General features: G+C 65.6%; 18 protein-coding genes. 10 read left to right on the top strand and 8 right to left on the bottom strand.

Annotated features, from left to right (window positions below):
• Window positions 1-11: 11 nt before the first annotated feature.
• The gene (locus C8J25_RS03015; protein ID WP_341871517.1) at window positions 12-707 is read right to left on the bottom strand and encodes a regulatory protein RecX; all 696 of its coding nucleotides are present in this window, start codon (window positions 705-707) and stop codon (window positions 12-14) included.
• A 98-nt stretch (window positions 708-805) separates the two neighbouring features.
• On the opposite strand from C8J25_RS03015, the gene C8J25_RS03010 reads away from it, so the two are divergent.
• Both C8J25_RS03010 and C8J25_RS03005 read left to right on the top strand, forming a co-directional pair.
• Entirely contained in the window at window positions 806-2,569 is a 1,764-nt protein-coding gene (locus C8J25_RS03010; RefSeq protein WP_107952152.1) for a fatty acyl-AMP ligase, read from the top strand.
• A 158-nt stretch (window positions 2,570-2,727) separates the two neighbouring features.
• A complete protein-coding gene (locus tag C8J25_RS03005; RefSeq protein WP_107952151.1) occupies window positions 2,728-5,100 on the top strand; it encodes a putative bifunctional diguanylate cyclase/phosphodiesterase in 2,373 nt (790 codons plus the stop codon).
• A gap of 15 nt (window positions 5,101-5,115) precedes the next feature.
• Here C8J25_RS03005 and C8J25_RS03000 read toward each other — a convergent pair whose 3' ends face one another.
• Window positions 5,116-6,405, bottom strand: coding sequence for a M20/M25/M40 family metallo-hydrolase (locus C8J25_RS03000; protein WP_107952150.1), 1,290 nt, complete (start codon window positions 6,403-6,405; stop codon window positions 5,116-5,118).
• Window positions 6,406-6,573: 168 nt separating this feature from the next.
• Here C8J25_RS03000 and C8J25_RS02995 point away from each other — a divergent pair, with 168 nt between their 5' ends.
• Window positions 6,574-7,245 carry a PAS domain-containing protein gene (locus C8J25_RS02995; RefSeq protein WP_107952149.1) on the top strand — a complete coding sequence of 224 codons (672 nt, stop codon included), beginning with the start codon at window positions 6,574-6,576 and terminating at the stop codon, window positions 7,243-7,245.
• Between the two features lie 12 nt (window positions 7,246-7,257).
• Here C8J25_RS02995 and C8J25_RS02990 read toward each other — a convergent pair whose 3' ends face one another.
• Window positions 7,258-7,713, bottom strand: a complete 456-nt coding sequence (locus C8J25_RS02990; protein ID WP_107952148.1) for a universal stress protein — start codon at window positions 7,711-7,713, stop codon at window positions 7,258-7,260.
• A 135-nt stretch (window positions 7,714-7,848) separates the two neighbouring features.
• Here C8J25_RS02990 and C8J25_RS02985 point away from each other — a divergent pair, with 135 nt between their 5' ends.
• From C8J25_RS02985 to C8J25_RS02965, 5 genes are all read left to right on the top strand, one after another.
• Entirely contained in the window at window positions 7,849-9,201 is a 1,353-nt protein-coding gene (locus C8J25_RS02985) for a pyruvate dehydrogenase complex dihydrolipoamide acetyltransferase (protein ID WP_107952147.1), read from the top strand.
• Between the two features lie 10 nt (window positions 9,202-9,211).
• Complete coding sequence (locus C8J25_RS02980; protein WP_243644020.1) at window positions 9,212-9,442, top strand: hypothetical protein; 231 nt, start codon at window positions 9,212-9,214, stop codon at window positions 9,440-9,442.
• 44 nt (window positions 9,443-9,486) lie between these two features.
• On the top strand, window positions 9,487-9,828 hold the full coding sequence (locus tag C8J25_RS02975) for an acyl-CoA thioesterase (protein ID WP_107952653.1): 342 nt from the start codon (window positions 9,487-9,489) through the stop codon (window positions 9,826-9,828).
• Between the two features lie 15 nt (window positions 9,829-9,843).
• On the top strand, window positions 9,844-11,238 hold the full coding sequence (gene lpdA / locus C8J25_RS02970) for a dihydrolipoyl dehydrogenase (protein WP_107952145.1): 1,395 nt from the start codon (window positions 9,844-9,846) through the stop codon (window positions 11,236-11,238).
• 429 nt (window positions 11,239-11,667) lie between these two features.
• Complete coding sequence (locus C8J25_RS02965) at window positions 11,668-13,092, top strand: hypothetical protein (RefSeq protein WP_107952144.1); 1,425 nt, start codon at window positions 11,668-11,670, stop codon at window positions 13,090-13,092.
• A gap of 18 nt (window positions 13,093-13,110) precedes the next feature.
• Here the strand turns inward: C8J25_RS02965 and C8J25_RS21015 are convergent, their stop codons facing one another.
• The 4 genes from C8J25_RS21015 to C8J25_RS02945 all read right to left on the bottom strand — a co-directional run bounded on the left by C8J25_RS21015 (window position 13,111) and on the right by C8J25_RS02945 (window position 16,174).
• The gene (locus C8J25_RS21015) at window positions 13,111-14,217 is read right to left on the bottom strand and encodes an RcnB family protein (protein WP_244186702.1); all 1,107 of its coding nucleotides are present in this window, start codon (window positions 14,215-14,217) and stop codon (window positions 13,111-13,113) included.
• Window positions 14,218-14,343: 126 nt separating this feature from the next.
• The gene (locus C8J25_RS02955; RefSeq protein WP_107952651.1) at window positions 14,344-14,838 is read right to left on the bottom strand and encodes a GAF domain-containing protein; all 495 of its coding nucleotides are present in this window, start codon (window positions 14,836-14,838) and stop codon (window positions 14,344-14,346) included.
• A gap of 172 nt (window positions 14,839-15,010) precedes the next feature.
• The gene (gene arfB, locus C8J25_RS02950; protein WP_107952143.1) at window positions 15,011-15,436 is read right to left on the bottom strand and encodes an alternative ribosome rescue aminoacyl-tRNA hydrolase ArfB; all 426 of its coding nucleotides are present in this window, start codon (window positions 15,434-15,436) and stop codon (window positions 15,011-15,013) included.
• 21 nt (window positions 15,437-15,457) lie between these two features.
• Entirely contained in the window at window positions 15,458-16,174 is a 717-nt protein-coding gene (locus tag C8J25_RS02945; protein WP_107952649.1) for an RluA family pseudouridine synthase, read from the bottom strand.
• Between the two features lie 63 nt (window positions 16,175-16,237).
• Between C8J25_RS02945 and C8J25_RS02940 the strand changes: the two genes are divergently transcribed.
• Window positions 16,238-16,969: a M15 family metallopeptidase gene (locus C8J25_RS02940; protein ID WP_244186700.1), complete on the top strand. Its 732-nt coding sequence runs from the start codon at window positions 16,238-16,240 to the stop codon at window positions 16,967-16,969.
• Window positions 16,970-17,126: 157 nt separating this feature from the next.
• Here C8J25_RS02940 and C8J25_RS02935 read toward each other — a convergent pair whose 3' ends face one another.
• Complete coding sequence (locus C8J25_RS02935; RefSeq protein ID WP_107952141.1) at window positions 17,127-17,609, bottom strand: hemerythrin domain-containing protein; 483 nt, start codon at window positions 17,607-17,609, stop codon at window positions 17,127-17,129.
• 379 nt (window positions 17,610-17,988) lie between these two features.
• Between C8J25_RS02935 and rpoB the strand changes: the two genes are divergently transcribed.
• Window positions 17,989-22,143, top strand: coding sequence for a DNA-directed RNA polymerase subunit beta (gene rpoB, locus C8J25_RS02930; RefSeq protein WP_056051380.1), 4,155 nt, complete (start codon window positions 17,989-17,991; stop codon window positions 22,141-22,143).
• The last annotated feature ends 23 nt before the right edge of the window (window positions 22,144-22,166 follow it).

The raw sequence follows: 22,166 nt of genomic DNA, 5'->3' as shown, positions 1-22,166 counted from the left end.
CGTTGCGACGCTCAGTCGAAATCCATCGATTCGGGGCTGTCGGACGGCGGTGCAGCAACAATTTTGCGTGCCAGATCGAACCGGTGCCCAGCCCGCAGCATCGCCGCGAGCTGTTTCTCATGAAGTTTTCGGTCGCCGTCCCCGGTGCCGTAAGGGCCGATTCGTTTCCGTCGTGCGAAGGCGAGTGCCGATTCGACGGCGCGGTCGGCGATTGCGGGCGCGACGGACTCCGCATCGCCTTCATCGATACCGGCCTCGCGGAATGCGCCGGCGACTCTGCGAGCGCCCAGCCCGCGTCGCTGCATCGCAGCAGCGCGTTGCTCGGCAAAGGCCCGGTCATCGACATAGCCGAGATCGGCCATCCGCTGCGCCAGTTCGCCGGGCTCGGCCAGCGCCGCGTTGGTGCCTCCGTCCCAGCCCCGTTCGCGGATCTTCCGCATCAGGTAATCGGTCAGGCGGCCCCGCGTCGTTGCGAACCGCTCGACATAGCGTAGCGCCATCTGCTCCAACGCCGCAGCGTCGAGCGGTTTCGGCGCAGGACGCTCGCGGGATCGCTCCTTGCCGCCGCCCTTCCCGCCGCCTTTGCCCCAGCCCTTGCCGCCGCGCCGCTTCGTGCCGCCGCTATCGTCGAACGCGCCGTTTTCCTGGTCGCCGGCATCCAGCGACGGGGGAAACGCGTTGCTTTCGCTGTGGCTATCATCGGTCACGCCATCATTGTGCCACACTGGCACCCGAAGTTGAACGGCTAGACTGAAGATAGGCGTGGTGTGTTCGAGCGCCGCGACGAACCAAGGCAGGAACTGCGATGACGACCGACACGGCTAACAAGGACGGCATGACCGTAGCGGCACTCGTTGCGACGCCGACCCAGGACGCCCTGCCGCGCCGCTTCGCCGATTTCGGCACCTTGGGCGAAGCGCTCGATTATGCCGCCAGCGGTAACCGTGGGCTTAACTTTCACGACGCGCGCGGCACCTTGTCGCAGCCCTACCCCTATTCGCAACTCCGTACCGACGCCCGCGCGATGGCCGATCGGCTGATCGCCGCCGGTGTTGCCCCTGCCGATCGCATCGCGCTGGTCGCCGAGACCGGTCCCGAGTTCGCCGCGCTGTTCTTCGGTGTCGTCTATGCCGGCGCGTGGCCCGTGCCGTTGCCGCTGCCGACCTCATTCGGCGGGCGCGATTCGTACATCGAACAGCTCCGCGTCCAGCTTGCGAGTTGCGACCCGAAGATGCTGATCTTCCCGCCCGAACTCGCGCAGATGGCGGGCGAGGCCGCGCGCCTGTCGGGCACCGTCGGCATCGACTGGTCCGAGTTCGCGACCCGCGAGGCACCCGCGGCAACGCTGCCCGAGGCGAAGCCCGACGACATCGCGTATCTGCAATATTCCAGCGGCTCGACGCGCTTTCCGCACGGCGTCGTCATCACGCACGCCGCGCTGCTCAACAACCTCGCCGCGCATAGCCACGGGATGGAGGTCTGCGACACCGATCGCTGTGTCTCTTGGCTGCCCTGGTATCACGACATGGGGCTGGTCGGCTGCTTCCTCTCGCCGATCGCCAACCAGGTCTCCACAGATTACCTTAAGACTGAGGATTTCGCGCGCCGTCCGCTCGCCTGGCTCGATCTCATCAGCCGCAACGAAGGCACAACGCTCAGTTATTCGCCGACCTTCGGCTACGATATCTGCGCGCGCCGTATGTCGTCGCAGACCAAGGCGAGCGACCGTTTCGACCTGTCGCGCTGGCGGGTCGCAGGTAACGGCGCCGACATGATCCGTCCCGACGTGATGCAGTCGTTCGTCGACGCGTTCGCTGACGCAGGCTTCAAGGCGAGCGCATTCCTGCCGAGTTATGGTCTCGCCGAGGCGACGCTTGCGGTCTCGCTGATGCCGCCGGGCGAAGGCATCCGCGTCGAACTGGTCGAGGAAACGCAGCTTTCGGGCGGCTCGCGCGGCGGGGACCGTCCTCAGCGCTACCGGGCCATCGTGAACTGCGGCAAGCCGGTCCGCGACATGCGAATCGAGATCCGTGAAGAGGACGGTACGCCGCTCCCCGAGCGTGCGATCGGCAAGGTGTGGTGCAGCGGCAAGTCGGTGATGGTCGGCTATTTCCGCGACGACGCAGCGACCGAGGCGTGCATGGCGGACGGTTGGCTCGATACCGGCGACATGGGCTATATGTCCGACGGCTACATCTACATCGTCGGCCGCGCCAAGGACATGATCATCGTCAATGGCAAGAACCACTGGCCGCAGGACATCGAATGGGCGGTGGAACAGCTCCCCGGCTTCAAGGCCGGCGACATCGCCGCGTTCGCGATCACGACGCCCGGTGGCGAGGAGACCCCCGCCGTGCTGGTCCAGTGCCGCAGCTCGGACGAAGCCGAACGCCTGCGCCTGCGCGACGAGATTCGCGAGCGCGTTCGTTCGGTGACGGGCATGAACTGCCTGATCGAACTGATCCCGCCGCGCACTCTACCACGCACCTCGTCGGGCAAGCTCAGCCGGGCCAAGGCACGCAACCTGTACCTCAGCGGCGACATCAAGCCGTACGACATCGCAGCCTGAGACCGTCCTGCCTATGAGCAGACGGCGTAAGCCCGGCCACGGCTGACATGTGAATCGAGCTGTGGCAGGAGCTTGCGCGATCATGCGCATTATCCCCAAACCGAACTTAATTACACTCACCGCGGGCAATACGAACCATCTGCTAACCAAGCTGATCTATGACTGACGCCGTGAGTCTTGCACCGCCTTCTCCGTCACGCCGCGTGACCGTCGACATTCCCACGTTGCTGGGAGTTCGCGGCGGTGGGCCGGATCATGTCGAGTGGAGCCGGATCCGCGCCGCACAGCTGTTCGCGGGGCGCAAGATGGCGCTGGTCCTGCTGGCTGCGAATATCGCGGCGGTACTGGTGACCGGGTTCCTCGTCCGCGATACCGTCCCCGCATGGCAGATCGCTACATGGTCCGCGCTGCTCGTCGCAATCGCCGTTGCGGTCGGATTCCGTCGTCTGGCCGTCCACCACAACGGTGAAAGCCAGGCAAGCGTTCGCGATCTGCGCAAGACCGGGTGGGAGGGCTTGGCGCTCGGTCTCGGCTGGTCGTGCGTGCCGATCCTGTTCTGTACGCATGCGCCATCTGGCACGACCGCCGGGCTCGGGATCACGCTGACCGTCTTGATGACTGCCGCGGCGTTCGCGATGGCACCGCTGGCGCTCGCGACGCTGGTATTCCTGGGGTATCTCGGCGCGTCGATGGTCATCCAGCTGCTGATCGCCGGCACGACCTCGGCGGCATTCGGGATCCTGGGCTTTACCCTGTTGCTGATGGCGGGATGCATCAGTCGCGCCCGCGCACTCGTCCTGATCCGCGCCAACGAGATCACGCTGAACGAGCGCGACGAGACCGTCAGCCTGCTCCTGCGCGAGTTCGAGGATACCGGGGCGGACTGGCTGTGGGAGACCGATGCCATGCGTCGCATCGTCCGCGCGTCGCCTCGGTTTGCGGTCGCGTGCGGGCTGGAACCCGGTGCTATCGACGGCATGCCGTTGCTCCAGTTGCTGGCGGGGCCAAGCTGGGACAGCGGTGAATTCGCGCCCGAACTGCGAACGCTGGCGGAAAAGCTGCGGCGACGCGAAAGCTTCCGCGACGTCAGCCTGCCGGTGACGATCGACGGCCAGGCTCGCTGGTGGGACATTGCCGCCTCGCCTCGATTTGGCGATGATGGCGAATTCTACGGATTTCGCGGCGTAATATCCGACATCACTGAGCTTCGTGCATCGGAAGACCGGATCAACCGGATGGCCCGCTTCGACGTGCTCACCGGATTGCCCAACCGGTTGATGATCAACGAAACGCTCGTCAGGACGATGGGTGAGGCCGACCGTTGGGGCGGCCGGTATGCGTTCATGATGCTCGACCTCGATCGGTTCAAGGCCGTCAACGACACGCTCGGCCACCCGATCGGTGATCGCCTGCTGGGGCGCGTGTCCGAGCGGCTGGAGGGCTTGATGGCGGACGGTAATTTGTGTGGACGCCTCGGCGGCGACGAATTCGCCGTGATCGTGCGCGATGCGACCGATGCCGCAGCGATCGACGACCTCGCGCGGCGCATCATCGAGATTCTGTCGCAGCCCTACGACATCGACGCGCATACGCTGTACATCGGTGCCAGCGTCGGCATCGCGATCGGCCCGCGCGACGGACGCACCGCGGAAATGCTCGTCCGCTCCGCCGATTTGGCGCTCTACCGTGCCAAGGACGCCGGTCGGGGAGTGTATCGCAGCTACGAGCCCGAGCTGCACGTGAAGGCCGAGGAGCGACGTATTCTCGAAATGGCGCTGCGGACGGCGCTCGAGAATGGCGAGATGCACCTTGAGTATCAGCCGGTCGTCGATGCACGCGGCGAAAGGCTGGTCGCGTTCGAGGCGCTGTTGCGCTGGACCAGTCCGCGGTTCGGCATCATCGCCCCCGAAAAGTTCATTCCGCTCGCCGAGGACGCGCGCCTGATCGCGCCGATCGGGGCGTGGGCGCTGAGGACGGCGTGCGAGGAAGCTGCGGAATGGCCGTCCGACATCCGCGTTGCGGTCAACGTGTCCGCCGACCAGCTCCAGAATCCCAATTTCGTGACGACGGTCGCCTCCGCGCTGGCGAACACGGGACTGTCCTCGGATCGCCTCGAACTCGAGGTTACCGAGAGCATGTTCCTGACCGAGGCGCTGGGCGCCACCAAGGTCCTGGAACGACTGCTCGATCTCGGCGTCCGTCTCAGCCTCGACGATTTCGGCGTCGGCCATTCGTCGCTGGGGTATCTCAGTCGTACGCGGTTTTCGTCGATCAAGATCGACCGGAGCTTCGTGCGGGACGCCGCCGCCGGGACGCGCGAAGCGGTTGCGATCGTCCATGCGGTGATCGCGCTCGCCCGGAGCCTCGACATCGACACGACGGCGGAGGGCGTCGAAACCGAAACTGAGCACCTCATGGCGCAGGCGTTCGGTTGTACCAACGTCCAGGGCTTTTATTTCGGTCGCCCGATGCCCGTCGAACAAGCGCGCGCGCTTGCGAATGGTCGCTGGAAAGCATCGGCCGCCGCCTAGGTGACCGATGGGCGGTTACCGGGTCGGTCGGCGGTCGCGTCCGGCGAAGCTGACGAGGCTTTCCGCACCCGTCGCCGACAAAGCAGACACGCCGACGAAATTGTCGTCCACCGGTACCTGCGTCAGGACCGTCCCGGTCCCGGTGACATCGCGAGTCTCCGCCCAGCTCTGCGCATCGTTGCGACGCCACCGCACGCGATAGCCGGCGGCGCCCGATACCGCGGTCCACTTCACCGTCGTGTCGCGGGACAGGGCGCCTGCGATCGACACGTCTTCGGGTGCCGCGGGGGCGCTGGCGATCCGCGACAGCGTGGCGACGTTGATCGCGGTCACCTTGGCGAGATACGGGAAGTCCATGCCCTCGATCGTGTCGCCGTAGACCAGGCCCTTTTCGGTGCGCAGGTCCTGATGCTGGCGATCCCAGTTCTCGGCCGCGACCGAGAACCGAACCGCGGGGTAGCCGAGCTTCAGGAACGGCTCGTGATCGCCGCCACGGCCGAACCGGTCCGGCCGGCGATCGATCATCACGTCGAGGCCGCCCGGGATGTCGCGCGCGATACCGTCGATCGCCTTGGCCAGCGCGCGGCTGGGCCCGTCATCCTCGCCGCCCTCGGCTCGGCGGCCCTGCTGGGCGACCAGATCCTCCGACGCGCGGATGCCTTCGGAGAACACCCGGACCTTGTCAGCGAAGCGTACGCCGCCCTGCCCGACCGTGTTGCCGACGATGTCGTTGTTGAGCATCGCCGAGACCTGCCAGCCGCGCGCCTTGGCGGTATCGGCGAGCAGTTCGGCGCCCCACAGGCCCTGCTCCTCGCCCGAGAACACCGCGTAGACGATCGTCGCGTCGAACTGGCGTTGCGACAGCAGTCGCGCCGCCTCCAGCACCAGCGCGACGCCCGAGGCATTGTCGTTGGCGCCGGGCGCATCGGAGGTGACGTTCATCACGTCGGTCACGCGGCTGTCGATATGCGCACCGACGATCACGACGCGATTCGGATCGCGGCCCTTCTGGATGCCCAGCACATCCTCGACCACCACACCGGTCGGTGCGCGTGGTCCGGTAAAGCGGCGCGAGATGCGATCGACGGTGATGCAACCGCCACACGTCGCCGCGATTTCCTGGAACCGGCTCGCGGCCCAGTTTCGGGCGGCACCGATACCGCGTTTCGGGTCGGTGGTGATCGACACGGTGTGACGCGTACCGAAGCCGACCATCGCAGTGACGTCTGCCTTCAGGCGAACCGGCGACGGAGCAGGATAAGGGGCGGCGGCGGCAAGTAGCAGCGGGACGGCAAAAATAGGCATGAGCGGATCGTGGCCTGATCTCGCGCCGCGCTCAAGAGGGGAGCGTCACAATCGTTCCCAGCGGGCAATTTTGTGTGCCGACAAGATGTTATCCAAAATGAACCGATCAAATGTTTGAGACTTTTTAAGCCAACCGCTATTACATGATCGAGAGTGCGAGGACCTGAGATGATCATTGGCCATTCTGTTTCGGACGGCGACGGCGTTATCCTCGCGATAGACGAACCGGTCGCGACGGTGCTGCAACGCACGCAGAAACAGCTTGTGGGCCTGTCCTATCTATCGATCACACACCCCGACGACGTCGCGCGTAACCTGAGCCACGTTGCCGCATTGCAACCCAATGGTAATTCAGCTCGCATCCGGAAGCGTTATATCGGCGGCGGCGGCGATATCATCACGCTGGAAGTCCAGGTTTCGCGGCTCGGCAACGGCCAGTCGGGCAGACTTATCGGCACGTTGTGCACGGCACCTACCCTGGCAGACCATGTCGGTGGCGATGGCATGCCGCATCATCTTTGGCGCCGAGCCAAAGACTTACTGAGTGTCATCCGTGCTCGCGACACCGTGCTCGGCTCGGACCTGTTCGCCGATCATGCCTGGACCGCGTTGCTGATCGTGTACGTCGCCGAAGCCGAAAGCCGGATCGCCAGCGTCGACATGGTTGCCGACCAGTTACGCCTGTCGCGGTCGACGCTAGGTCGGTGGATTCGCGTGTTGCAGGCCAAATCCCTGATCGAACCGCCGGATACCGATCGCGACGCACTGCAGCTGACCCAGACAGGCATCCAGAGCGTCGAGCGTTTGCTCGCTACGCAGCCGGCGATGGCCGTCAACTGACGCTTGCCGCCATCAACTGAGCCGATCGATCGCCTCTCGAGTCAGTGATCCGGGGATGATCATTACCGGTACGGGCAGCGCCCCTGCGTCCGTGCCCGCGAAATGCGCAATCAGCTTGCCCGGAGCACCGGTTGCGGCGGCGCCCAGCACCAGCGCGGCAATATCGGGGTTTGCGGCAATCATCTCGCGGATAATCTTCGCGCTTTCGCCCTCGCGCACGGTTATCGACGGGCGCAGCCCGGATTCCTCCAGCAGCGTGCCCGCAGCACCCGCGACCAGCCCCTCGGCGTGCAGCCGCGCTTCTTCCTCGATCGTCGCCTGGACGCCGCCGAACGCGATGAACTCCTGTGGTGGGATCACCGTCAGGATTTCGACGCCGCCGCCGGTCTTGACTGCACGTCGTGCAGCAAAGCGCAGGGCGATGCCTGCTTCCGGACTGTCGTCGATAACCACCAGATAAATGCGCATTTTCGCCCCCGTTATGGGACGTAGGTGGCCCGAAGCCGCGCACGACGCAAGACCACGCACTTGTGCCGACGGGGTTGACCCGAGCGGACGAGGGCGCGAGTAGGCATGCCGTTACGTCACGCCCTGGGGAAATCCATGTCGATCGAGATCAAGATGCCTGCGCTGTCCCCGACCATGGAGGAGGGTACCCTCGCCAAATGGTTGATCAAGGAGGGCGACGTCGTGAAATCCGGCGACCTGATGGCCGAGATCGAGACCGACAAGGCGACGATGGAATTCGAAGCCGTCGACGAAGGCACCGTGGTCAAGATCCTCGTCGCCGAGGGTACCGACAATGTGAAGGTCGGCACGGTCATCGCGATCATCGCGGAAGAGGGCGAGGACGCGTCTTCGGTTTCATCCGCGCCTACCAAGAGCGACACGCCCGAGCCGGCCGCGAAGGAATCGGAAGCGAAGCCCGATCCGACGGACCCGAACAAGACCGGCACCGAGGCCAAGCCGGTCGAGCGGACCGAGGTTTCGGCCGAAGATCACGGCCGTCCCGACGATGCCGGTCCGGCCAAGCCTGCCGCCAGCGGTGACCGCGTGAAGGCGAGCCCCCTCGCCCGCCGCCTTGCCGCCGACAAGGGCATCGATCTCGGCGCCGTGTCGGGTTCGGGGCCGAAGGGTCGTATCGTCAAGGCCGACGTCGAGAGCGCGAAGCCGGGTGCTGCGCCTGTGGCTGCGAAGACCGACGCTGCTGCGCCGACGGCTGCCGCTACTCCGGCCCCTGCCGCGAAGCCTGCGGCCGTGCCGGACATCCCGCACGAGGCAACGAAGCTCAGCAACGTGCGCAAGACGATTGCTCGCCGCCTGACCGAGTCGAAGCAGACCGTTCCGCACATCTACCTCACCGTGAACGTCCGTCTCGACGCGCTGCTCAAGCTGCGCGGCGAGCTGAACAAGAGCCTCGAATCGCGCGGCGTGAAACTGTCGGTCAACGACCTGTTGATCAAGGCGCAGGCCGTCGCGCTCATGCAGGTCCCGACCTGCAACGTGATGTTCACGCCGGACCAGCTCATCACCTTCCAGCGCGCCGACATCTCGGTCGCGGTGAGCACGCCGTCGGGGCTGATCACGCCGATCATCGTCGGTGCGGACACCGCCTCACTGTCGTCGATCTCGACGCAGATGAAGGACCTTGCGGGCCGCGCCCGCGACGGCAAGCTGAAGCCCGAGGAATATCAGGGCGGCACCGCCTCGATCAGCAACATGGGCATGTTCGGCATCACGCAGTTCGATGCGGTCATCAACCCGCCGCAGGCGATGATCCTCGCGGTCGGCGCGGGCGAGAAGCGCCCGGTCGTGATCGGTGACGAACTAGCGGTCGCGACGGTCATGTCGGCCACCGGCAGCTTCGATCACCGCGCGATCGATGGTGCGGACGGCGCGCAGTTCATGAAGGCGTTCAAGCACCTCGTCGAGAACCCGCTGGGCATGCTCGCCTGAGATGGGCCTGGTGTCGTCGTTCAGGTCGCTTTCGGGCACCACCATCGAGATCCTGCACATCCTCGGCGGGCTCGTGGCGGCGGTAGCGATGACCTGGGCGGCGGCATGGTCCTACCCGCTTGGGCAGGACGTGATCTGGTCTTGCGGCGCCGCAGCGATGGTCGCGACCGTACTGATGGGGGTGGGCCCGTTGCGCCGCGCCCGGCGTCTCGACCGAACGACCCGCAGGAGTGAAGCGTGACCGACCTGCCCCCCACCACCGCACCGACGATCCGCGTCACCGCGATGCCCGCCGACGCCAACCCGTATGGCGACATCTTCGGCGGCTGGCTAATGGGTCAGATGGATCTCGCCGCCGGCTCTGTCGCATCCAGGCGGAGCGGCGGTCGTGCCGTCACGATCGCAGCGGACGCGATGAAATTCCACATGCCTGTCGTCGTCGGCGACGAGGTGTCGGTTTACGCCCACCTGATCGCGGTCGGCCGCACCTCGATGACGATCGAAGTCGAGGCCTGGCGCCGTGCTCGCCACAGCAACGACAGCTGCAAGGTGACCCAGGCGCGCTTCATTTTCGTAGCGGTCGGCGACGATCGCAAACCGCGGCCCGTGCCGCCCGAAACCAACTGAATCTAAGGATTTTCCGTGGCTGATACCTATGATCTCGTCATCCTCGGCTCGGGCCCCGGCGGCTATGTCGCCGCGATCCGCGCGTCGCAACTCGGCCTAAAGGTCGCGATCGTCGAGCGTGAGCGCTTGGGCGGCATCTGCCTCAACTGGGGCTGCATCCCAACCAAGGCGCTGCTCCGCACGTCGGAAATCTACCATTACATGCAGAACGCCGAAAGCTATGGCCTGAAGGCGGACAATGTCGGCTTCGACCTCGCCAAGATCGTCGACCGCTCGCGCAAGGTCGCGGGCCAGCTGAACGCGGGCGTCAAGGGCCTGATGAAGAAGAACAAGGTGACCGTCGTCGAGGGCGTCGGCACCGTCACGGCCAAGGGCAAGTTGAGCGTCAAACAGGGCGACAAGACCGTCGAACTTGAAGCCAAGAACATCATCGTCGCGACCGGCGCGCGCGCGCGCGACCTGCCGTTCGCCAAGGCCGACGGCAAGCGGATCTGGACCTATCGTCACGCGATGGTGCCGACCGAGATGCCGACCAAGCTGCTGGTCATCGGTTCGGGCGCGATCGGCGTCGAGTTCGCCAGCTTCTACAACGACATGGGCGCCGACGTGACGATCGTCGAGATGCTTCCGCGGATCCTCCCCGTCGAGGACGAGGAAGTCTCTGCGTTCATGGACAAGGCGCTGTCGAAGCAGGGCATCAAGCTGCTGACCCAGACCGGTCTTGAGGGTCTCGCGCCCTCGGCGAACGGCGTCACCGCCAAGATCAAGGCCAAGGACGGCAAGGTTTCGGAAGAGACCTTCAGCCACGCGATCATCGCGATCGGCATCGTGCCGAACACCGAGAATATCGGGCTCGAGGCGCTCGGCGTCGAAACCGACCGCGGGCATATCAAGACCGACGGCTATGGCCGCACCAACGTCGACGGCATCTGGGCGATCGGCGACGTCACCGGCGCGCCGTGGCTCGCGCACAAGGCGAGCCACGAGGGCATCATCGCGGTCGAGAAGATCGCGGGCGGTTCGCCGCACCAGATGGACAAGGCCAACATCCCCGGCTGCACCTATTCGCGCCCACAGGTCGCGTCGGTAGGCATGACCGAGGCGAAGGCGAAGGAAGCGGGTTACGAGCTGAAGGTCGGCAAATTTCCCTTCATTGGCAACGGCAAGGCGATCGCGCTGGGCGAGGCCGAGGGCTTCGTGAAGACCGTGTTCGACGCAAAGACCGGCGAGTTGCTCGGCGCGCACATGGTTGGTGCGGAAGTGACCGAGCTGATCCAGGGCTATGTCGTCGCGCGCCAGCTCGAGACGACCGAGGCCGAGCTGATGGAAACGGTGTTCGCGCATCCGACGCTGTCCGAGATGATGCACGAGAGCGTCCTCGCGGCGTACGGCCGGGCGATCCACTACTGACCTTGCGATCCTCCCCCGCCAGGGGGAGGTGGCACCGAAGGTGACGGAGGGGGAGGGTACGAAGCAGGGGTGGTTGCTTACCTCCCCCTCCGTCTGGCAACTGCCAGCCACCTCCCCCTGGCGAGGGAGGATTTGAAGTTGGTACGCCGCGCTTTTCCGTCATCCTGACGAAAGTCAGGATCCAGGATACCGCCCGCAGCCCGTTGTAACTCTGGATCCTGACTTTCGTCAGGATGACGACGTGTGATGGCAGGCATGCTAACGGCCCTGTGCCAGCGACATCCGGCCGACCGACCGATCCGGGCAAACCATCCCGTTTCGGCCCTATCTCTCTTGACCGCCGCGCATGACGCACCGAAAGGTCGCGCCAGCCATCAGGTCCGGCTGGAAGGATCTCGCGGCTAAGACCTCAACGTGCAGGACCCGCGAATGCCGATCGAACCTGCCGCTCGCACCCAACAGCGCTACATCGCCATAGCCGCAGCCGCGCTGTGCATCGCATCGCTCGCGCTGTTCTGGCCGGGCACGGCGATGTACGACACCGTTGCGCAATACCGGCAGGTCCTGTCGGGAGTGTACGACGACTGGCATCCGCCGGCGATGGCGCGGGTCTGGGCGCTGCTCGCTGCGTTCGGGCCCGGTGCGACGCCGATGCTGATCCTGCAACTCGGTACCTATTGGCTGGGCCTCGGACTGATCGCAGCCGCGCTAGCCCGGCTCCAGCGCTCGCGTAGCGCCATCGCCATCCTCGCGACGGGCTTGCTGCCGCCCTTCCTCGGCTGGCAGGGCGTCGTTCTCAAGGACGCGCAACTCGCCGGTGCGCTACTTGCGGCGGTCGGGATCATCGGCTGGTGGCGGCTTGCGCGCCGTCCGCTGCCCGGTGCGATGTTGGCTCTGGTGGCGCTGCTGCTCGCCTACGCCGTGCTCGTCCGCGCAAACGCCGTCTTCGTCGTCGTCCCCCTGCTCGTCACTCTCGTCCCGCGCCCGATCCACCCTGTAGCAAAGCTTGCAACCGGCCTTCTCGCGATGGTGCTCGTGCTCGGCGTCGCGCCTGTCGTGAATCACCGACTCCTCCGCGCGCAACCTAGCGGCGTCGAGGCGACCCAGGCGCTCTACGACCTTGCCGGCATTGCCGCGCGCGTCCCGACCAGCGACACTACAGGCCTCACGCAGTCAGAGGCTGCGACCGTGATCGCCCGGGGTTGTGCGAAACCGTTCTTCTGGGATCCGCTCGGCGACGAGGCGCATTGCGGGACGACGATGGCGCCGCTGCGTGCGTTGCCGACCGCGACGCTGTACGTCACGCTGGCGTCGGCGGCGCTGCATCATCCGATCGCCTATGCCGGACACCGCCTTGCGCACCTGAACTCGACCGACCGCTGGCTGGTCCCGTTCCACTGGCCGAGCGCAGCACCGCCCGCCGCATCCGAGCCGAACACGCTCGGGCTCGCCAATCCCGGTGCCGGCGCGCGCGCGTGGGAGGCGCTGACCGCGGTCGTCGTCGAGACGCCGCTCGGCTGGCCGATCGCCTGGATCGTCGTCGCGATCGCCGCGCTTGCCGTGAGCCTGTCGCGTCCACGCGATCCGGTCCGCGATCTCGCTGCCGCGCTGCTCGTGTCCGCGCTGGCGCTCGAAGCGAGCTTCGCGGTCCTGAGCATCGCGTCGGACCTGCGCTATCACCTGTGGCCGATGATCGCGACCGCGGTGGCGGTCGCGCTGCTCGCCGATCGCGCGCCGCCGCGAAGGATACTCGCGATCGGCGCGAGCGCGCTCGTCCTGGTCGTCGCCAGCGGGACCGCTGCACGCGTCACGCTGCCCCAGCCGGCGCAGACCTATGCAGGCATGCTAGGCTGAGGCCTCCCAAACCGCAGGTCAGCGCCGCCGACGCACCATCCTGCGCGGACGGGACACGGTGTCGTAATATTCGGTCGTGGTGGTCGTCGTAGTCACCGGCACGGATTGCACGATCACGGTCGTCGAACCGGCAGGATACGCCTGGCCGCTGGTCGTCGTCACCGTCGTAACGCCGTCGGGAGATGTCCAGGTGCCGCCCGGTGCCACGGTATAGCGACCCGATTGCGGGTATCCGGCATCATAGGACGGCCGTGGCGGCGGGTAGTCGGCCGCATAGGACGGCGCGGCATAGTCCGGGGCATAATCGTCCGCATCCGCTACGTAGGCAGGCGGCGTTGCATAACCGGCGCCATAATCACGAACCGGCGGCGGCGGAGCGCGGCGACCGCGATCTTCGGCCTTGTCGATCGCATAGCCGGTCGCAGCACCGACTCCTGCACCGATCAACGTCCCGCCGAGTCGATTGCCACGACCGCCAATGACGTTGCCGGCGACGCCGCCCGCGACTGCGCCAATCGCGACGCCACCCAGACCCGTGTCACGGCGGGGCGCCGGGCGATCTGCGTTGGGCTGGACGTAGCCGCGGTCGCTCGGGCTCGCATAGACATTGTCGTTGCGCGCATAGGCGCGTGGATCGGCTGCGACGTAGCCTCCACCGCCGGCACGATCCCAGTCGATGTTGCTCGTCGTATCGTAGACCGACCCTCGCGCGTCGATCAGCACCGCATCGTCGTAGTAACGCGTCCAGTTATAGCCTGCGGGTGGCTGCGCGAGGCCGTAGTTCGACCAGTCGCCGATGTAGAAGCGCGGTGCGTTCCAATAGGCGGGTACGGCCCAACCGCGATGCGGGCGGCGATAGCCGGCCCAGCCGCCGGGGGCATTGGCACCCGCCCACCAGCGCCCGCCGATCTTACTGCCCCAGCGCGAGGACCGCAGCGCAGCGACCGGCCGTGTCGGCGCCTGCACGACGGGCATCTGCGCGGCGATCGGACCAGGACGGCCGGGATGGGCCATCGGCGCCTGCATCGCAGCGCCGGGCGCGGGATAGCTTGCGCCGGGACGTTGCGCGTCCGCGACACCGCCCGCCAACACCAGCCCCGCGCTCGCGATCAAAAGCCTCCGCATGTCCGTCTCCCTGGTTTGCCACCCGATCCAGCGCAAACGCTGGAAATCTTAACGCGTTGCTTACCAAGTGTGCGGGGGAGTCGCCAGAAGGCGTGCTGTCCCGAAACGGGGCGCGTCGGACCGGTCTTAGATCAGCCGATCGGCGAGCAATGCCGCCAGCGCCTCGCACCCTGCCGCGTCCTCGGCATCGAACCGCGCGGGTTCGGGGCTGTCGAGGTCGAGCACTGCGATCAGTGTGCCGTCCTTCGTCACCGGCACCACCAGTTCGGAGCGGCTGGCGGCATCGCAGGCGATGTGGCCGGGGTAGGCATGGACGTCCTCGACCAGTTGCGTCTTCAGCGTCGCGGCGGCGGCCCCGCAGACGCCCTTGCCGACCGGGATGCGGATGCACGCGACCTTGCCCTGGAAGGGGCCGAGCACGAGTTCGCCCCCCTGCGCATCGGGTACGAGACGGTAGAACCCCGCCCAGTTAAGGTCGGGGAGATATTCCCACACGAGTGCGGCGGCGTTGGCCATGTTGGCGATCGGATCGGTCTCGTCCGCGGTCAGCGCGTCGAGTGCGGCGAGCAGGTCGCGGTAGAGATCGGCCTTGGTGCCGGCGGAGATATCGAACTGGTACATGGTGTCTTCCTTGGTCGGCATCTTGATGGAACTAGCACGCTCCAAAATCCGTCATCCCGGCGAAAGCTGGGGTCTCCATGTTGGCGGCCGCTGTCCCTTCCTCAAGGATACCCCAGCTTTCGCTGGGGTGACGGGCTTTGATAGGCCGGTGAGAGCGGCAGAGCGCCGTTACTCAGTCGTCGCGGACTTTCCCCCGCCCCGCCTTCACGCCGCTTCGCACCTTCTTCGTGTCGACCCGCCGCGCCTTCGCCGCCTTGGACGGCTTGGTCGCGCGGCGTGCCTTGGGGACGATCGTCGCTTCCTTGATCAGCGCTACGAGGCGTTCGCGGACTTCCTGGCGGTTGAGCAGTTGTGACCGCGAGCCCTCGCTGCGCAGTACCAGGACGCCGTCGCGCGTGAGGCGCGATCCGGCCAGCACTGCGATGCGGTTCTTCACCGCCAACGGAAGGCCGGGCGAGAGGCCGACGTCGAAGCGCATGATCACCGCGCTGTCGGTGGTGTTGACGTGCTGACCGCCGGGGCCGCCCGAGCGCGTGGTGCTCTCGATCAGTTCACTGTCGTCGATCGAGATCGATCGGGTGATCGGGATCGCGACCATCAGCCCCTGCCCTCAGCCCGCTCAGTCGTCAGTAGAGTCGGGCGTCGTAACTTCGGCAACCGGTGCGGCATTGGCAACCGGAGTCGCCTCGTCAGCGAAACCAGCCTTGGCGAAGCGCTCGGGCAACGGCGCTTCGGCGAGCACGTCGGGCTTGCCCGGACGCGGCACGATCAGGCGCTGTGCATGGAGCATCATGCCGAGGCCGTCCGCCTTGCCGTACACGCCGTCGCCGACCACCGGCGCACCGAGGCCGCTCGCAGCATGCACGCGAATCTGGTGCGTGCGGCCGGTCTCGGGCAGGAACTCGACCAGCGAGCGACCATCCTTGATCTCCAGCACACGCCATTTAGTGCGCGACTTCTTGCCGTCGGCGTCCTCGACCATCCGCCAGCCGGTCTCGGCAGTGCTGACCTTGCCGAGCGCCATCTCGATCAGGCCGGACGTGCCGTCGACCACGCCATCGAGCAGCGCGACGTAGCGCTTCGAGACGAGGCCCTGCTCGAACGCCTGCTGCAACCGGGCATGCGCCTTGGGGTTACGCGACAAAAGCAGGCAGCCGCTCGTGTCGCGGTCGAGCCGGTGCACCGCCTTAGGCCAGCGCTGGAAGCCGAACTTTAGGCTTTCGAGATGATTTTCGAGGCTCAGCGAGCCATCACGGGGCGGATCGACCGGCAGCCCTGCGGGCTTGTCGATCACCAGGGCCTCGCCGTCGAGGAAGAGTACGCGTTCACCATGCATGGCGTCGCCCTTGCCATCATTAGCGCCTGCGTGCCAGAGCCCGCGTCGATGTTGCACCGCACGATGGCCCTCGCGCTCCTGTTCGCCCCCACGATCGCGGAAGCACAATTGTGCGAGGGGCAGAGCGCGGCGATCGCACCGGACGGTCGTGCGTTCGGGCATTTGCCGTATGGCGATGCGCCCGAGACAGAGCTGGTGACGCTGCCGTCGGCGTATTCGGTGGGCAATCCTTGCGTGGTACGCGCCGACATATTGCCCGACCTCCTGCGGCTGTTCGCGGCGGCGCAGGGCGATCCCTCGGTAATGGGCCAGCTTCGTGCGCTGTCGTGCCAGCGGTCTATCGCGCGCCAACGCAGCGTCTTCTGTCGCGGCGAGACGAGTAGTCCGGCCGACCGCGCGATCTCGGTCGCGCCGCCCGGGTATAGCGAGCATTCGACCGGCTATGCGCTCGACTTCGCGGTGCGTCCTGCGAACGGGTGTCCAGATGCGGAGGCGTGCATGGCCGCTACGCCTGCCGCGCGCTGGCTGCGGCTGAACGCGCCGCGGTTCGGGTTCGAGCAGAGCTTTCCCGGCGGCAACAAGCAGAACGTGAAGTGGGAGCCGTGGCATTGGCGCTGGGTCGGGGCGAGCGAGAGTACGCCTGGGGCGGCGAAGGCGCGGTTCGTGTTTGCACGGGCTCGGCGGGAGTATCCGGCGGACCCGGGGGTGTTGCCGCTGGTGGTGAAGGTTACGGTTCAGCCGCCGTTACCGGTGGCGCCGGTGGTGGTCGTGCCGTCGAAGAAGAAGCGACGGTAACGCTCTTCCGATACTCCCCCGCCAGGGGGAGGTGGCACCGAAGGTGACGGAGGGGGAGGAACACGCAACAATCGTTGCTCTTACCTCCCCCTCCGTCTGGCGAGTGCCAGCCACCTCCCCCTGGCGGGGGAGGATCGATTCAATTCATCGCCACCAATCAGTGCAGCACCAGCCCACCCGGGCGCACGACGCCATCACGCAGCGCATGATCGTACAGCAACTCGGTCTCCAGCTTCACCTGATGCGACAAGCGATCGAGCATCGACTCCGTCTGCACGCCGAACGCGGCCCAGTCCTTCGGCGAGATCGTCGGCAGCCAGCGGCCGATGAACGCCTTCCAGTCCGAGCGGAGGATGTCGAGGTCCTCTTCCATCATCGCGATCGCATCGGCCGAACAATGCGCCTCCATCGCCACGACGGTGCGATCGATGACCTCGTCCTCAACGCCGAGGTGGTCGGCAACTGTGACGGCAAGTTCGATCAGCTTGCGCGAGGCGAGCGCGCTCTGGGTGCTCGGCTGCCTCGCGAGCAGGACGAGGTCGGCGCACTGCCCGGCGATCTTCTCGTGATCGTCGATCAGCCGTGTCCAGTTCGCACGGTCCTGGTCGGATACTGTCCGTGCTGCGATCCTGTCGTTCATGACGCCGCCTACTCCTTGCGAGGGCCACCCGGTGATACTGGAAATACGCTTAAGATCGTGTCTGGGATGCAGATAGCGTCGGTTGGCGTCTAGTAGCTATAGTATTTCCGGCAGTGCGACCGTGTCGAAACGACCGTTTGACGCCGGCCCCTTTGACATGACGCCGCGGCGCGCCTATATCCGCATCTCACCACAGCATCCGGGAAATGACATGCCGTCGCGCAGCGTGTCGATCGTATTGGATACCGAGGTTTCATACGCTGAGAGCCGCCGCACCTGATGCGCGCGGCCTTTTTGCGTGAACGTGCGTCCCGCTTGGGGGTTCCCAAGCACGAAATTACGACTGATCCGTCAGTTTTTATAGGGCGAAACAAAACCTATGGCTTCCAAGGCGATCGAACACGGCACTGCAAAGCGCCGTATCCGCAAGGTTTTCGGCAACATCCACGAAGTCGTGCAGATGCCGAACCTGATCGAAGTCCAGCGCGAGAGCTACGAGCAGTTCCTCCGCTCCGACAAGTCGATCGGCCACGTCTCGGGTCTCGAGAAGACGCTGCGCAGCGTGTTCCCGATCCAGGATTTCGCCGGCACCGCCTATCTCGATTTCGACGACTACGTCCTTGAGCCGCCGAAGTTCGACGTCGAGGAATGCCGCCAGCGCGGGATCACCTACGCTGCGCCGATGCGCGTCACGCTGCGCCTGACCGCGTTCGAGGTCGATCCCGATACCGAGGCCAAGTCGGTCATCGATATCAAGGAGCAGGACGTGTACATGGGCGACATGCCGCTCATGACCGAGAACGGCACGTTCTTCATCAACGGCACCGAGCGCGTCATCGTTTCGCAGATGCACCGTTCGCCGGGCGTCCTGTTCGATCACGATCGCGGCAAGACGCACGCATCGGGCAAGTACCTCTTCGCAGCACGCGTGATTCCGTATCGCGGTTCGTGGCTCGATTTCGAGTTCGACGCGAAGGACATCGTCAACGTCCGCATCGATCGCAAGCGCAAGCTGCCCGTCACCGCGCTGCTCTACGCGCTCGGCATGACGTCGGAAGAGATCCTCAACTATTTCTACAACCGCGTGACGTTCGTCCGCGGTCAGGGTGGCTGGATCGTTCCGTTCCAGGTCGAGAACTGGCGCGGCCAGAAGCCGATGTTCGACATCGTCGATGCGAAGACCGGCGAAGTCGTGTTCCCGAACGGCCAGAAGATCAGCCCCCGCGCTGCGAACAAGGCGTTCAAGGACGGCCTCACCGACCTGTTGATCCCGACCGAGGAAATCTTCGGCCGCTATTCGGCCTATGATCTGATCGACGAGTCGACCGGCCGTATCTACATTGAAGCCGGTGACGAAGTGACCGCCGAGAACCTCGAACTGCTCGACCAGGCAGGCATCGAGCGCCTCGACCTGCTCGACATCGATCACGTCGCGACGGGTCCGTGGATCCGCAACACGCTCAAGGTCGACAAGGCCGAAGAGCGCGAGCAGGCACTCAGCGACATCTACCGCGTGATGCGCCCCGGCGAGCCGCCGACGCTGGAGACCGCCGAGGCCTTGTTCTCGGGCCTGTTCTTCGATCCGGATCGCTACGACCTGTCGGCCGTCGGCCGCGTGAAGCTCAACATGCGTCTCGACCTCGACGTCGAGGACACCGTGACGACGCTGCGCACCGAGGACATTCTCGAGGTCATCAAGACGCTCGTGAACCTCAAGGACGGCAAGGGCGAAATCGACGATATCGACAACCTCGGTAACCGTCGTGTCCGTTCGGTCGGCGAGCTGCTCGAGAACCAGTACCGCGTCGGTCTGCTCCGCATGGAGCGTGCCGTGAAGGAGCGCATGTCGTCGGTCGACGTCTCGACGGTCATGCCGAACGACCTGATCAACGCGAAGCCTGCGGTTGCCGCGGTCCGCGAATTCTTCGGCTCGTCGCAGCTGTCGCAGTTCATGGATCAGACCAACCCGCTGTCGGAAGTCACCCACAAGCGTCGCGTGTCGGCACTTGGACCAGGTGGTCTGACGCGTGAGCGCGCCGGCTTCGAAGTCCGCGACGTTCATCCGACGCATTACGGCCGCATCTGCCCGATCGAGACGCCGGAAGGCCCGAACATCGGTCTGATCAACTCGCTCGCCAGCTTCTCGCGGGTGAACAAGTACGGCTTCATCGAGACGCCGTACCGCAAGGTCGTCGACCACAAGGTCACCGACGACGTCGTCTACCTGTCGGCGATGGAAGAGGCCAAGCACACGATCGCGCAGGCCAACGCCGAGCTCGATTCGTCGAACGGCTTCGTCGAGGAGCTGGTGTCGTCGCGTCAGGCTGGCGAATTCCTGATGGCACTGCCCGACAACATCACGTTGATGGACGTCAGCCCCAAGCAGCTCGTCTCGGTCGCCGCATCGCTCATTCCGTTCCTGGAAAACGATGACGCCAACCGCGCACTGATGGGCTCGAACATGCAGCGTCAGGCCGTGCCGCTCGTCCAGGCCGAGGCGCCGTTCGTCGGCACCGGTATGGAAGAGACCGTGGCACGTGACTCGGGCGCCGCGATCTCGGCGAAGCGTGCGGGCATCGTCGATCAGGTCGACGCGGCGCGTATCGTGATCCGGGCGACCGGCGAGATCGATGCCGGCAAGTCGGGCGTCGACATCTACACGCTGATGAAGTTCCAGCGCTCGAACCAGTCGACCTGCATCAACCAGCGTCCGCTGGTGAAGGTGGGCGATGCGGTCCGTGCCGGCGACGTGCTCGCCGACGGCCCGTCGACCGAGTTCGGCGAGCTGGCGCTGGGTCGCAACAGCCTCGTCGCGTTCATGCCGTGGAACGGCTACAACTACGAGGATTCGATCCTGATCTCCGAGCGGATCGTGAAGGACGACGTGTTCACGTCGATCCATATCGACGAGTTCGAGGTGATGGCGCGCGACACGAAGCTCGGGCCTGAGGACATCACGCGCGATATCCCGAACGTCGGCGAGGAAGCGCTTCGCAACCTCGACGAGGCGGGCATCGTCTATATCGGTGCAGAGGTCGAGCCGGGCGATATTCTCGCTGGCAAGATCACGCCGAAGGGTGAATCGCCGATGACGCCGGAGGAGAAGCTTCTCCGTGCGATCTTCGGCGAGAAGGCCAGCGACGTGCGCGATACGTCGCTTCGCCTGCCGCCGGGCGTGTCGGGTACGGTCGTCGACGTTCGCGTCTTCAACCGTCACGGCATCGACAAGGACGAGCGCGCGATGGCGATCGAGCGCGAGGAGATCGAGCGCCTGAAGAAGGATTCGGACGACGAGCGTTCGATCCTGAACCGTGCGACCTGGTCGCGTCTTCGCGAGATGCTGCTCGACCAGACCGCCACCTCGGCGCCGAAGGGTGTCAAGAAGGGCGTCGTGATCGACATGGATCTGCTCGACAGCGTCGACCGCCACGAGTGGTGGAAGTTCGCGGTCGCCGACGACAAGGTCCAGAGCGATCTGGAAGCGGTCAAGATCCAGTATGACGACGCAGCCAAGCTGATCACGGACAAGTTCCATGATCGTCGCGAGAAGCTGGAGCGTGGTGACGAGCTGTCGCCGGGCGTGCTGAAGATGGTCAAGGTGTTCGTCGCGGTGAAGCGCAAGCTGCAGCCGGGCGACAAGATGGCCGGCCGTCACGGCAACAAGGGCGTCATCAGCCGCATCCTGCCGGCGGAGGACATGCCGTTCCTCGCCGACGGTACGCCGGTCGATATCGTACTGAACCCGCTGGGCGTGCCGTCGCGCATGAACGTCGGTCAGATCTTCGAGACGCATCTGGGCTGGGCCGCACGTGGCCTGGGTCAGTCGATCACCGCGGCTCTCGAGACGTGGCGTGAAGAGAATCCGGACGCCAAGCCGGGTGCGATGCCCGAGGCGGTCCGCGATCGCCTCAAGACGGTGTACGGCGAGCAGTATCACGCCGAGATCGACGCCCGCACGGGTGACGAGATCGTCGAGCTCGCCAAGAACCTGAAGGGCGGCGTGCCGATGGCGACGCCGGTGTTCGATGGTGCCCGCGAAGCCGACGTCTCGGCGATGCTGGCGCTGGCGGGCCTCGACACGTCGGGTCAGTCGGACCTGTTCGACGGCCGCACCGGCGATCAGTTCGATCGCAAGGTGACGGTGGGCTACATCTACATGCTGAAGCTCCACCATCTGGTCGACGACAAGATCCACGCACGGTCGATCGGGCCGTACTCGCTGGTCACGCAGCAGCCGCTGGGTGGTAAGGCGCAGTTCGGTGGGCAGCGCTTCGGCGAGATGGAGGTCTGGGCACTCCAGGCCTACGGCGCGGCGTACACCTTGCAGGAAATGCTGACGGTGAAGTCGGACGACGTCGTCGGCCGCACCAAGGTCTACGAGGCGATCGTCAAGGGCGACGACACGTTCGAGGCCGGCATCCCGGAGAGCTTCAACGTGCTCGTCAAGGAAATGCGCTCGCTCGGCCTGAATGTGGACCTGAAGCAGTCGGAGCCCGGCTTCGACAGCGACGGCATCCAGATCGCGGCGGAGTAAGCCTCAACTCCTCCCCTCCCGCT

The sequence above is a fragment of the Sphingomonas faeni genome (assembly GCF_003053745.1).
Classification (GTDB): Bacteria; Pseudomonadota; Alphaproteobacteria; order Sphingomonadales; family Sphingomonadaceae; genus Sphingomonas; species Sphingomonas faeni.
This window is presented reverse-complemented; position numbering and strand designations above follow the sequence as displayed.

What these genes read in the sequence shown, in the direction of transcription:
- C8J25_RS03010 (WP_107952152.1), top strand. Translation starts at nt 806, where the DNA reads ATGACGACCGACACGGCTAACAAGGACGGCATGACCGTAGCGGCACTC.
- C8J25_RS03005 (WP_107952151.1), top strand. Translation starts at nt 2,728, where the DNA reads ATGACTGACGCCGTGAGTCTTGCACCGCCTTCTCCGTCACGCCGCGTG.
- C8J25_RS03000 (WP_107952150.1), bottom strand. Translation starts at nt 6,405, where the DNA reads ATGCCTATTTTTGCCGTCCCGCTGCTACTTGCCGCCGCCGCCCCTTAT.
- C8J25_RS02995 (WP_107952149.1), top strand. Translation starts at nt 6,574, where the DNA reads ATGATCATTGGCCATTCTGTTTCGGACGGCGACGGCGTTATCCTCGCG.
- C8J25_RS02990 (WP_107952148.1), bottom strand. Translation starts at nt 7,713, where the DNA reads ATGCGCATTTATCTGGTGGTTATCGACGACAGTCCGGAAGCAGGCATC.
- C8J25_RS02985 (WP_107952147.1), top strand. Translation starts at nt 7,849, where the DNA reads ATGTCGATCGAGATCAAGATGCCTGCGCTGTCCCCGACCATGGAGGAG.
- C8J25_RS02975 (WP_107952653.1), top strand. Translation starts at nt 9,487, where the DNA reads ATGCCCGCCGACGCCAACCCGTATGGCGACATCTTCGGCGGCTGGCTA.
- C8J25_RS02965 (WP_107952144.1), top strand. Translation starts at nt 11,668, where the DNA reads ATGCCGATCGAACCTGCCGCTCGCACCCAACAGCGCTACATCGCCATA.
- C8J25_RS21015 (WP_244186702.1), bottom strand. Translation starts at nt 14,217, where the DNA reads ATGCGGAGGCTTTTGATCGCGAGCGCGGGGCTGGTGTTGGCGGGCGGT.
- C8J25_RS02955 (WP_107952651.1), bottom strand. Translation starts at nt 14,838, where the DNA reads ATGTACCAGTTCGATATCTCCGCCGGCACCAAGGCCGATCTCTACCGC.
- arfB (WP_107952143.1), bottom strand. Translation starts at nt 15,436, where the DNA reads ATGGTCGCGATCCCGATCACCCGATCGATCTCGATCGACGACAGTGAA.
- C8J25_RS02945 (WP_107952649.1), bottom strand. Translation starts at nt 16,174, where the DNA reads ATGCATGGTGAACGCGTACTCTTCCTCGACGGCGAGGCCCTGGTGATC.
- C8J25_RS02940 (WP_244186700.1), top strand. Translation starts at nt 16,238, where the DNA reads ATGGCCCTCGCGCTCCTGTTCGCCCCCACGATCGCGGAAGCACAATTG.
- C8J25_RS02935 (WP_107952141.1), bottom strand. Translation starts at nt 17,609, where the DNA reads ATGAACGACAGGATCGCAGCACGGACAGTATCCGACCAGGACCGTGCG.
- rpoB (WP_056051380.1), top strand. Translation starts at nt 17,989, where the DNA reads ATGGCTTCCAAGGCGATCGAACACGGCACTGCAAAGCGCCGTATCCGC.